The sequence below is a fragment of the Arthrobacter yangruifuii genome, from assembly GCF_009192775.1.
GTDB classification, from domain to species: Bacteria; Actinomycetota; Actinomycetes; order Actinomycetales; family Micrococcaceae; genus Arthrobacter_B; species Arthrobacter_B yangruifuii.
On record NZ_VTFX01000004.1, the window covers coordinates 415683 to 426940 of the forward strand.

Below are 11258 nucleotides of genomic sequence, written 5' to 3' on the forward strand. Positions count from 1 at the left end.
AACAACTGATGCGTATTGGAAAACAGCTTTAGTCTGGAGTGAGCCCGGTCACGTGTCAAACGGGGCCTCGGGAAACCCGCCGCCCGCTCTCCCGCCCTGTGCCCGCCGGAGAGGCCGTGCCCTCACCGCAGGTCCGGATGGATGAGCGCGCCTGAGCCGGAAATCCCCGCAGGGGGCCGCCGTCCGCTATCTTCGAGGAACGGGCCCGCCGGAGGCTCCGGAATGTCTCCGGGATGCCAGCGGGCCGGTGCGGATTGCGCCCCGATGGAAAGCGGATAGATGCGACGCGGAACCAATCTCCCGAAGATGGGGGACTTCAACCAGACCGTCATCCTGGATGCTATCCGGCGCTCCGGGCAGGGTCTGAGCAGGGTCGAGCTGGTGGGCGCCGTCGGGCTGGCCCCGCAGACCGTCTCCAATATCGTCCGCCGCCTCCTGGACGCCGGCCTGGTGACGGAGGCCGGAAAGACCAGCGGCGGCGCGGGAAAGCCGAGAACAACCCTCCGGGTACATGCCGCGGGAAGCTACGCCGTCGGAGTCCAGCTGGATCCGGCCGTGACCACGTCGGTGCTGCTGGACCTGATGGGGAACGTGGTGGCCCGCCGGATAGCGGACACCCCGCACGGCAACAATCCTGCGCAGGTGCTGACGGCCATCACAAGCCAGGTAGCCTCCCTTCTCACCGAGACCGGGGTTGACCGGGGACGGGTTGCCGGCCTGGGCGTGGCCACACCGGGTCCCATCGACAGGGAGTCAGGTACGGTGCTGGATCCGCCCAACCTCCCCGGCTGGCACCGGGTGCCGCTTCGAAGCGGGCTGGCTTCCTCCACGGGACTGCCTGTCCTCATCGAAAAAGATGTCAGTGCCGCTGCCGCCGCCGAAATCTGGGTCAGCGGGCGGCGGAGCACGCCCAGCTTCCTCTTCGTCTACATCGGAACGGGCATCGGGTGTGCCGTGGCACTCGACGGTGAAGTGCTGCACGGTGTTTCCGGAAATGCCGGTGAGATCGGACATCTGGTCACGGATGCCTCGGGTCCGGAATGTTCCTGCGGACAGCGCGGGTGTGTGGCCGTGACCTGCACGCCGCGGAGCCTGGTCCGCGCAGCGCACGGGCCCGGATCCGCGCCGGCGGTGCCGCCGGGAGCACCCGACTCCGCAATCACTGCGGCGTTCCTCGACATATGCCGGTCCGCAGTCTCCGGGGATGAGGCGGCGGCCCGGCTGGTGGACCGTGCCGCTGTCCGCACCGCCAATGCCGTGGCTACGCTCGCAGCCGTCTACGACGTCGACCGCGTCATCTTCGGCGGGCCCTTCTGGTCTCCGCTGTCCGCCCGCTATCTGGCGGCCGTTCCCGCGGCCTTGGCGGACCGGCCCGTGCCCGGCAGCCGGCCGATCGAAGTCAGTGCCACGGTGCTGGGCGAAGACGTGACGGCTGTCGGTGCGGCCTGTCTGGTCCTGGACCGCGCCCTTGGTCCCCGGCGGGAGCGGCTCCTGCTGGAGGGGTAGCATCCATGACGCTTTGGCTCCTTTGCCGGAACCATTGAGTAAATCCATTCGATGTACTAGCCTCGTGCCACCGAAGGGGCGCCGGTGCCTGCTCGGGGAAGTCGTGGATCAAAGGAGAACCATGCGCGGCATGAAAAAGACGTTGATGGCATTTACGGTCGTGGGCCTGGCGCTCACCGGCTGCTCCGGCGATTCCGGCGGGGATGACTCCCAGACGCTGAAGATCGCCTACAAGAAAACCGATCCGGTGCTCGAATCCCTGATGGAAAACACCAAGGAGCAGTTCGAGGCGGCCAATGAAGGCGTCACGGTGGAGCTGAGCCCGATCGAGGGCAACGACGAGGACTATGCAACCAAGCTCGCGCTGTCGCAGCGTTCCCCGGACACCGCGCCGGATGTCTTCGTGGAGGATTCGTTCAAACTGCGGGCCGACGTCGACGCCGGCTACGTCCTGGCGCTGGACGAGTACCTCGCCGACTGGGAGGACTGGGACACCTTCAACGAGACCGCCAAGCAGGCCGGCGTAGGCGACGACGAAGGCGGCACGTACGCGGTTCCGCTGGAAACAGACACCCGCGTCATCTGGTACAACCAGAACGTCCTGGGCGCCGCCGGCATCGAATCGCCGTGGCAGCCCGAAACCTGGGACGACCTCCTGGAGATGGCACGCACGGTCAAGGACTCCAATCCTGACGTAGTGCCCTTCAGCATGTACGCCGGCACCATGCAGAGCTTCTATGAACTGCTGTACGGCACCGAAGACGGCGCGCTGTATGACGAGGACGAACAGAAGTGGGTCACGGGCTCCCAGGGCTTCGTCGATTCCCTGGAATTCCTCAAGACCATCTACGACGAGGGGCTGGCTGTCACCCCGGCGCAGGCGCTGGACCCGAACATCTGGCAGGAGATCGTGGGCGAGATGCTGCCCCAGGACAAGATGGGCGCCACGGTCGAGGGCTCCTATGCGCCGCAGTTCTGGCAGGAAGGGGCGGACTATGAGTGGCCGGAATACAGCGAAGTCATGGCCACCGCGCCGTTCCCCACCCAGGACGGGCAGGACCCCGGGGCCGTGAGCATGTCCGGCGGCTGGACCCTCGCCGTCGGAGCCGGAAGCGCGAACCCCGATCTGGCTGTGGAGTTCCTGAAAACGGCCATGAACAAGGACAACTCACTGGCCTACACGGTGGAGGCCTCCAAGATTGCCGTCCGCACGGATGTGGCTGAAACCAGCGAATACCAGGAGATGAATCCCTTCGCCGGCGAGGTCACCGAGGTCCTGGACGTAAGCAACTACCGCCCGGCAACAGCCGACTTCGCAGAGATCGATACGGCCGTGCTCACCGCCACCCAGGAAGTGGTGGCCGGCGGCAAAAGCCCTGAAGAGGCAGCAGCCACCTATGACGAGACACTGAAGCGGATCGTCGGCGAAGACAACGTCGTTGAAAAGTAGCCCCGCATTGTCCGGCGCCTCCGTTGCCGGAACCGCCGGCGCTGCGGGGGCCCGCGGCCCGCGGAAGCAGGACAGCCAGACACCGGGAAGGCCCGCACCGCGGGTCCGGCTGCGGCGCGCCGCCCGCCTCCTGCCGCTGCTGCCGGCAGTCCTGCTTCTGCTGCTGTTCCTCGGCGGTCCCATCCTGTGGGCCTTCTACGGGTCCTTCACCGACGCCGGCCTGACCGGGGCCAGTGCCCGGAACCCGGATTGGATCGGGCTGGACAACTACCGCACGCTGTTCACCGATCCGCAGTTTCCCCGCTCCCTGTGGCTGACGTTCGTGTTTGTCCTGGGTTCGGCCGTCGTCGGGCAGAACTGCCTGGGGCTGGCGCTGGCCCTGGTCATGCAGCGGGCCAGCCGCGTGGTGGCTGCGATCGTGGGCACCTGTGTCGTGGCCGCGTGGGTACTGCCGGAAATCGTTGCCGCGTTCATCGCCTACGCGTTCTTCTTCCGGGACGGGATGCTGAACCAGCTCACTGCGCTTGCCGGGCTGCCCGGGGTGGACTGGCTCTACGAGTACCCCATGCTGGCCCTGGTCCTGGCCAATATCTGGCGCGGCACGGCGTTCTCCATGATGAATTACCAGGCTGCACTGAACGACGTCCCGCCGGAGATCACCGAATCCGCAACCATTGACGGAGCCGGCGGACTGCAGCGCCTGCGGTTCATCACCCTGCCCATGATCAAGCGCAGCATCGCTACCAACCTCATGCTCATCACGCTTCTGACCCTGGGCACCTTCACGCTGATCTACGTGGTCACCGGCGGCGGGCCGCTCAATGCGAGCACCACGCTGCCGATTATGGCGTACGAGCAGGCCTTCCAGTACGGAGATATTGGCTACGGCACCGCCATTGCCGTGGTGATGCTGTTTATCGGAGCGGTGTTCTCCATCGCCTATATCCGCATGCTGCGGGAACGGAAGGACTAACCCATGGCCGCCGTCGTCACCGCAGCCTCTGCCCAAGCCACCGCCAAAGGAGCCGGCAGGGGGGCCGGAAGAACCCGCAGCGCCCGCGCAGCCAATATCGTGCTGGTGCTCCTGGCAGCCTGTTTCCTGCTGCCGCTCAGCTGGCTGCTGGCCGCCTCCGTCAACGCCGATGCCACCTATGAGCTGGCCGTGCCGGCCACGCTGACCCTGGAGAACTTCCGCGCCATCATGACCGCGGAACAGACCTTCATCCCCCTGCTGAACAGCTTCATCCTCGCCGTCGGTTCCGCGCTGGTCACCGTCATAGCCGCAGTGCTCGCCGCCTATCCGCTGTCGCGTTACCAGATGCGGTTCAAACGTCCGTTCATGTACACCGTCCTGTTCGGTACCTGCCTGCCGATCACCGCGATCATGGTGCCGGTCTACAGCCTCTTTGTGCAGCTGAACCTGCTGGATTCCCTGGCCGGCACCATCTTCTTCATGGGCGCCACCTTCCTGCCCATCGCGATCTGGATGACCAAGAACTTCATGGATTCCGTACCGGTGTCCCTGGAGGAAGCCGCCTGGATTGACGGGGCCTCCTCCATGAAGGCGCTGCTGTACGTGGTACTGCCCCTGATGCGGCCGGGCCTGGCCGTGGTGTTCATCTTCGTGTTCCTGGAGGCCTGGGGAAACTTCTTTGTTCCCTTCATCCTTCTGTTCTCACCCGACAACCAGCCGGCTGCGGTGAGCATTTTCCGTTTCTTTGACGAGTACGGCGGCGTGGCCTACGGCGAGCTGGCTGCGTTCTCCGTCCTCTATTCACTGCCCGTGATTGTCCTCTACATCGTTTCCCGCGCGCTGGGCGGTTCCTTTGCCCTCAGCGGCGCGATGAAAGGCTAGGTGCCCGGTGCATGAGAACCGCGAACTAGTTGAAGCCCGCATCAGCCGGTTCCTCCGGGAACGGCTCGAACCGGCGAGGTGGCGGGACAGGCGCCCGCTGGACCTAGCCGCCTGGTCCGAACCGGGTGAACCTGTGCCCTTCGAGGAGGCAGTACGCCGGGAATTCCTCCCCTTCGAAGCCGGCCGGTCCTGGGGTGCTCCGTGGGACACCACGTGGTTCCGGGTCGCCGGCACCGTACCCACGGACTGGACCGGGAACGACGGCGCCCGGCCCGAACTGGTTATCGATCTGGGCTTCAGCGGCGCAGGGCCGGGATTCCAGGCCGAGGCGCTGGTCTACACGGAGCACGGCTCCATCGTGAAGGCCGTGGAGCCGCGGAACCAACACGTCCCGCTCCCCCACCGGCCCGGGGAAACGTTCAGCTACTACATCGAGGCCGCCTCCAATCCGGACGTGATCGAGGGCTTCACCTACGCACCCACCCCGATGGGCGACCGGGCGACGGCGGGGCAGGCCCCGCTGTACGTCTTCCGTGCCGCGGACCTTGCCCTGCTGGATGTGCCGGCGTGGAACCTGGCGAGGGATTTCTGGACCCTGAACGGGCTCATGCACGAGCTGCCCACGGACCTGCCCCGCCGGCACGAGATCCTTCGGGCCATGGAACGGGCCGTCGACGCCGTTGACCCCGCGGATATCACCGGGACCGCCGGCGCCGGCCGCGCCGCACTGGCTGCCGTACTCGCCAGTCCGGCGTACGCGAGCACACACCGGATCTCCGCCGTCGGGCACGCCCACATTGACAGCGCCTGGCTGTGGCCGGTGCGCGAAACCGTACGCAAGGTTGCCCGGACCTTCTCGAACGTGCTGGAGCTGATGGACTCCGACCCCGGCCTGATTTTCACCGCGTCGTCAGCCCAGCAGTACGCCTGGCTGAAGGAGTACTACCCGGAGCTTTTCGCGCGGGTGGCCGAGCGGGTGCGCGAAGGGCGGTTTGTCCCGACCGGCGGAATGTGGGTGGAGTCGGACACGAATATGCCCGGCGGTGAAGCGCTGGCCCGCCAGTTCCTCGCCGGGAAGCGCTTCTTCCAGGAGGAGTTCGGTGTGGACCCCGCGGTGGTCTGGCTGCCCGATTCCTTCGGCTATTCCGCTGCACTGCCGCAGATTGCCCGGGCGGCCGGCGCCCGCTGGTTCCTCACGCAGAAGATCTCGTGGAACGAAACCAATACCATGCCGCATTCCACGTTCTTCTGGGAGGGCATCGACGGTACCCGCCTGTTTACCCACTTCCCTCCCGTGGACACGTACAACTCGGAGCTTTCCGGCCAGGAACTGGCCCGTGCACAGCGCCAGTACGCCGAGAAAGGCTTCGCCAACAGTTCGCTGGTGCCGTTCGGATGGGGCGACGGCGGCGGCGGACCCACCCGGGAGATGCTCGCCGCGGCTGCCCGGACTGCGGATCTGGAAGGCTCACCGAAGGTGCAGCTGGCCGGCCCCGAGCAGTTCTTCACCACGGCGGAGCAGGAGCTCGCGGAGCCGCCGGTATGGTCCGGGGAGCTCTACCTGGAGTTCCACCGCGGCACCTACACCAGCCAGGCCAACACCAAAAAGGGCAACCGGCGCAGCGAGCACCTGCTGCGGGAAGCAGAGTTGTGGGCCACCACTGCCACCATCCGCACGGGCGCCCCCTATCCTTACGACGCACTGGACCGGGCCTGGCATACCGTCCTGCTCCAGCAGTTCCACGACATCCTTCCCGGCACCTCCATCGCGTGGGTGCACCAGGAAGCCGAGCGCAACTACGCCAGGGTGGCCGCGGACCTCGAGGCCCTGATTAACGGTGCCGCCCGGACCCTCCTGGGCGACGGCGGAACCTCCGCAGTACTCAACGCGGGACCCTATTCCCAGCAGGACGTGCCCGCGGGCGGTTCCGCCCCGGCGCCGGACCCCCGGGGCACCGAAGACGAAGTCCTCTGGGAACACACCGGCTCCGGCTGGCAGCTGTCCGGTCCGCACCTGCGGCTCACGGTCGACGACGCCGGTCTGTTCACCTCCCTGGTCGCCGGGGGACGGGAAATCTTCCTGCCGGGACGTCCGGGGAACTCGTTCCAGCTCTTCCGCGACACCCCCAACCAGTGGGACGCCTGGGACCTGGACGCGCACTACCGGTTCAGCAGCACGAACCTGATGGAACCGGACGCCATGGTGCTGGAGGAGGACGGACGGATCCTGCGCATCGAGCGGTCCTTCAGCGCGTCCACCCTGGTCCAGCGGATCGGATTCAGCCCGGACGGCAGGGCAGTGGACCTCACCGTTGATGTGGACTGGCACGAGCGGCAGAAGCTGCTCAAGCTGGCCTTTCCACTGGATGTGCATGCCGACCGTGCGGCGTCGGAAATCCAGTTCGGGCATCTTTACCGCCCCACCCATGCCAACACCTCGTGGGACGCTGCCCGCTTTGAAACGGTGGCGCACCGCTGGATCCATGTCGCGGAGCCGGGCTTCGGCGTCGCCGTGGCCAACGACAGGACCTACGGGCACGATACTGTCCGGGACGAAGTGGACGGACGGCCCTGCACCACGGTCCGGTTGTCCCTGCTGCGCTCTCCCGTGTTTCCGGATCCGCACACTGACCAGGGGCCCCACCGGTTCCGGTTTTCGCTGCGCCCTGGCGCGGGAATCCCGGAGGCGGTGGCGGAGGGATACCGGCTCAACCTGCCGTTGCGGGAGGTGGCCCAAGTTGGCGGAGGCGAGCTGGTTCCGCTGCTCGAGGTGGATTCCCCCGCGGTGGTGGTCGAGGCGGTCAAGCTGGCCCAGGACCGCAGCGGCGACGTCGTCGTGCGGCTGTATGAAGCGTTCGGCGGGCGGGCGGCGGCGCGGATCAGCACCGGATTCGGCTACTCGTCGGTAGTGGTGACGGACCTGCTGGAACGCCCGGTGGAGTCCGGGACCGTGGAGAAAACCGACGGCGGCGTTCAGGTGTCGCTGCGGCCCTTTGAGCTGATGACGCTGCGCTTCCGCGTCCAATGACGCTTACCGGTCCCCGGCACGTGCCGGGGACCGGTAAGCGTGAAGCTCTGCGGGCGTGCGCCCCGGCCTCACGGCCCCTAGAGCCGGAAGCCCTCGTCCAGCCGCTCGATAATGGTGACGTTGGCCTGCCCGCCGCCCTCACACATGGTCTGCAGCCCGTAGCGGCCGCCCGTGCGCTCGAGTTCGTGCAGCAGCGTGGTCATGATCCGGGCACCGGTGGCCCCGATCGGGTGGCCCAGGGCAATGCCGCCGCCGTTGACGTTGACCTTGGCCATGTCCACGCCGAGCTCACGCTGCCAGGCCAGCACCACCGAGGCGAAGGCCTCGTTGATTTCCAGCAGGTCCATGTCCTCGATGCTCATGCCGGTGCGCTTCAGCGCATGCCGGGTGGCTTCAATGGGTGCGCTGAGCATCATGACCGGATCATCCCCGCGGGCGGAGATGGAGTGGATCCGGGCACGCGGCTTCAGGCCGTACCGGCGCACGGCGTCCTCGGAGGCGATCAGCAGGACCGCAGCGGCGTCGGAAATCTGCGAGGACGTGGCTGCGGTGAGGGACCCGCCTTCGGCCAGCGGTGCGAGGGTGGCGATCTTTGCCCGGTTGGGGTCCCGCGGTCCCTCGTCCGCGGTGACGCCGTTCATCGGCAGGATCTCCCGGTCAAAGCGGCCTTCGGCCTGTGCGGCAATGGCACGGACATGGGATTCGACCGCGAAGTCCTCCATCTCCTCCCGGCTCAGCCCCCACTGCTTCACCATCATCTCGGCCCCGATGAACTGGGAAATCTGCTGGTCGCCGTAGCGCTTCTCCCAGCCGACGGACCCGGAGAACGGGTTCGGGAAGCCCAGGTCCCTGGCCGCGGTGTTGGCGAAGGACAACGGAACGGAGGACATGCTCTGCACGCCGCCGGCAACCACCAGATCGCTGGTGCCGCTCATCACGGCCTGCGCTGCGTAGGAGATTGCCTGCTGGCCGGAGCCGCACTGGCGCTCCACCGTGGTGCCGGGAACACGCTCCGACAGACCCGCAGCCAGCCAGGACGTGCGGGCAATGTCCATGGCCTGCGGTCCCACCTGGTCGATGGCGCCCAGGATGACCTCGTCATATTCCTCGGAATCGATCCCCGCGCGCCGCACCGTTTCGGCAATGACGTGAGCGGCGAGGTCCGCCGGGTGAATGCTGCTCAGTCCCCCGTTGCGCTTGCCGACAGGGGTGCGGACGGCGTCGATAATGAACGCTTCAGCCATTTGGAGGGCCTTTCGTCGTTGTAAGGCGGTTGGTCGCCGAGTCTTCGGGACCCGGGGCGGCACTCGATGCGCAAGGCATGTGCCGTGCACCACAATAAGCGATTCCGACGCGCGGGTAACCAGACCGGCGGTATGTGTCCGGCCGCGCACGCCCGGCCCCAGACGCGGATGACGGCGACGACGGCGACGCCGACGCCGGCACCGGCACCGACACACCCGTCCGGGTGCCCGGCAGAGGACGGGTAGAATGAAAAAGCTGTGTTCTGAGCAGCCGACTGCCCGGCAGCAAGCAGTTCCCCCGCCGGCAGTCCCACCCACCAGAGTCTGAAAGCAGCGGAGTGTCCCAACAGGTTTCCACCACCGTCAGCGCCACCGCCACCAAAGAGATCCTCAAGGAGTCCGCGCGACGGCGCACCTTTGCCGTGATCTCCCACCCCGACGCCGGCAAGTCCACGCTCACCGAAGCGCTGGCCCTGCACGCCCGGGTGATCGGCACCGCCGGCGCCACCAACGGCAAGGAAAACCGCCGCGAGACGGTTTCCGACTGGATGCAGATGGAGAAGGACCGCGGCATTTCCATCAGCTCCACGGCCCTGCAGTTCGCCTACCGGGACACCGTGATCAACCTGCTGGACACCCCCGGCCACGCCGACTTCTCCGAGGACACCTACCGCGTCCTTGCCGCGGTGGACTGCGCCGTGATGCTCGTGGATGCCGCGAAGGGCCTGGAAACCCAGACCATGAAGCTCTTCGAGGTCTGCCGCGCCCGGAACCTGCCGATCATCACCGTGATCAACAAATGGGACCGGCCCGGCCTGGATCCGCTGGCCCTGATGGACGAAATCACCGAACGCACCGGCCTGGAACCCATGCCGCTGACCTGGGCCGTGGGCATCGCCGGCGACTTCCGCGGCGTGTGGGATCTGCAGAAGGACGAATACGTCCACTTCGAACGGCAGAACTCCGGCGCCTCGCTGGCCAAGGAAGACCATTTCACCCCGGAGCAGGCCCTGGAACGCGAAGGCGATGTCTGGACCGATTCCCTGGATGAGGCCGAGCTGGTGATTGACGGCCGCGAGTTTGACCGCAACAAGTTCCTGGACGCCAAGGCCACCCCCATCCTCTTCTCCTCCGCCGCGCTGAACTTCGGCGTGAAGCAGATCCTCGACGCCCTGGTGGACCTGGCGCCGTCGGCCTCCGCCCGCGAGGACAAGGACGGCGGCCTGCGCCCGGTCGAGGCACCGTTCTCCGGCTTCGTGTTCAAGGTCCAGGCCGGCATGAACCGCGCCCACCGCGACCACGTGGCCTTCATCCGCGTCTGCTCCGGCATCTTCGAACGCGGCATGGTGGTCACCCACTCCAACACGGGCAAGACCTTCGCCACCAAGTACGCCCAGCACCTGTTCGGCCGCGAACGCGAAGTGATTGACCAGGCCTACCCGGGCGACGTCGTCGGGCTGGTGAACGCCTCCGCCCTGCGCGTGGGCGACAGCCTCTATGTGGAGGAGCCGGTGGAGTACCCGCCCATCCCGTTCTTCTCCCCCGAGCACTTCCGCGTGGCCCGCTCCCAGGACCCCAGCCGGTACAAGCAGTTCCGCCGCGGCATCGACCAGCTCGAGCACGAAGGCATCATCCAGGTGCTGCGCTCGGACCGGCGCGGTGACCAGGCTCCGGTGCTTGCCGCCGTCGGCCCCATGCAGTTCGAGGTGGTGGAGGACCGCATGACGCAGGACTTCAACGCGCCCATGCGCTACGAGCAGCTTTCCTACTCGCTGGCCCGGCTGACCACCGCCGACGCGGCGGAAATCCTGTCCAACGTCCACGGCGCCGAGGTCCTGGTGCGTACCGACGGCGCGTACGTGGCCGTCTTCAACGATGTCTGGGCGCTGCGCCGGGTGGAAAAGAACCACCCGGAGGTATCCCTGACCGTCATCGGTACCGAATCCCCGAACAGCAGCCGCGGCTACTAGCGCGCCGCTAGTCCTCCGTGGGCATCTCGGGGACGGCGCTGTCCATGCGCTCCGGTGTCGGCGAATAATCCTGCCGAACGGAAGCGGAACCGCAGGAGTGATCCCGGCCACAGGGGGTCGAGCATAAGCGTTGCTAATCCATGGCTGTCAAACAGGTAAGCGTTAGGAATTTGTGAGTATGCTGGCCGGAATTACTCCGCCAGCC

At 66.8% G+C, this 11258-nt stretch carries 7 protein-coding genes; 6 read left to right on the forward strand and 1 reads right to left on the reverse strand.

Annotation, left to right across the window (positions count from 1 at the left end; translation table 11 throughout):
* The first annotated feature begins 279 nt into the window (after positions 1-279).
* The 5 genes from GD627_RS09955 (at position 280) to GD627_RS09975 (ending at position 7839) form a co-directional block, all read left to right on the forward strand.
* Complete coding sequence (locus GD627_RS09955; RefSeq protein WP_246165421.1) at positions 280-1506, forward strand: ROK family transcriptional regulator; 1227 nt, start codon at positions 280-282, stop codon at positions 1504-1506.
* A gap of 130 nt (positions 1507-1636) precedes the next feature.
* Entirely contained in the window at positions 1637-2956 is a 1320-nt protein-coding gene (locus GD627_RS09960; RefSeq protein ID WP_152272354.1) for an extracellular solute-binding protein, read from the forward strand.
* The gene (locus GD627_RS09965) at positions 2946-3929 is read left to right on the forward strand and encodes a carbohydrate ABC transporter permease (RefSeq protein ID WP_425481908.1); all 984 of its coding nucleotides are present in this window, start codon (positions 2946-2948) and stop codon (positions 3927-3929) included. The genes GD627_RS09960 and GD627_RS09965 overlap by 11 nt, the downstream gene beginning before the upstream one ends.
* A 3-nt stretch (positions 3930-3932) precedes the next feature.
* On the forward strand, positions 3933-4811 hold the full coding sequence (locus GD627_RS09970; protein WP_152272355.1) for a carbohydrate ABC transporter permease: 879 nt from the start codon (positions 3933-3935) through the stop codon (positions 4809-4811).
* A 7-nt stretch (positions 4812-4818) separates the two neighbouring features.
* The gene (locus tag GD627_RS09975; RefSeq protein ID WP_152272356.1) at positions 4819-7839 is read left to right on the forward strand and encodes an alpha-mannosidase; all 3021 of its coding nucleotides are present in this window, start codon (positions 4819-4821) and stop codon (positions 7837-7839) included.
* 77 nt (positions 7840-7916) lie between these two features.
* On the opposite strand, the gene GD627_RS09980 is transcribed toward GD627_RS09975, so the two are convergent.
* On the reverse strand, positions 7917-9083 hold the full coding sequence (locus GD627_RS09980) for an acetyl-CoA C-acetyltransferase (protein WP_152272357.1): 1167 nt from the start codon (positions 9081-9083) through the stop codon (positions 7917-7919).
* A gap of 338 nt (positions 9084-9421) precedes the next feature.
* Here GD627_RS09980 and GD627_RS09985 point away from each other — a divergent pair, with 338 nt between their 5' ends.
* Entirely contained in the window at positions 9422-11053 is a 1632-nt protein-coding gene (locus tag GD627_RS09985; RefSeq protein ID WP_152272358.1) for a peptide chain release factor 3, read from the forward strand.
* Positions 11054-11258 lie beyond the last annotated feature (205 nt).

Bases quoted from the DNA above. Each gene is read 5' to 3' on its own strand.
- GD627_RS09970 (WP_152272355.1), top strand. From the start codon at position 3,933: ATGGCCGCCGTCGTCACCGCAGCCTCTGCCCAAGCCACCGCCAAAGGA.
- GD627_RS09980 (WP_152272357.1), bottom strand. From the start codon at position 9,083: ATGGCTGAAGCGTTCATTATCGACGCCGTCCGCACCCCTGTCGGCAAG.
- GD627_RS09960 (WP_152272354.1), top strand. From the start codon at position 1,637: ATGAAAAAGACGTTGATGGCATTTACGGTCGTGGGCCTGGCGCTCACC.
- GD627_RS09955 (WP_246165421.1), top strand. From the start codon at position 280: ATGCGACGCGGAACCAATCTCCCGAAGATGGGGGACTTCAACCAGACC.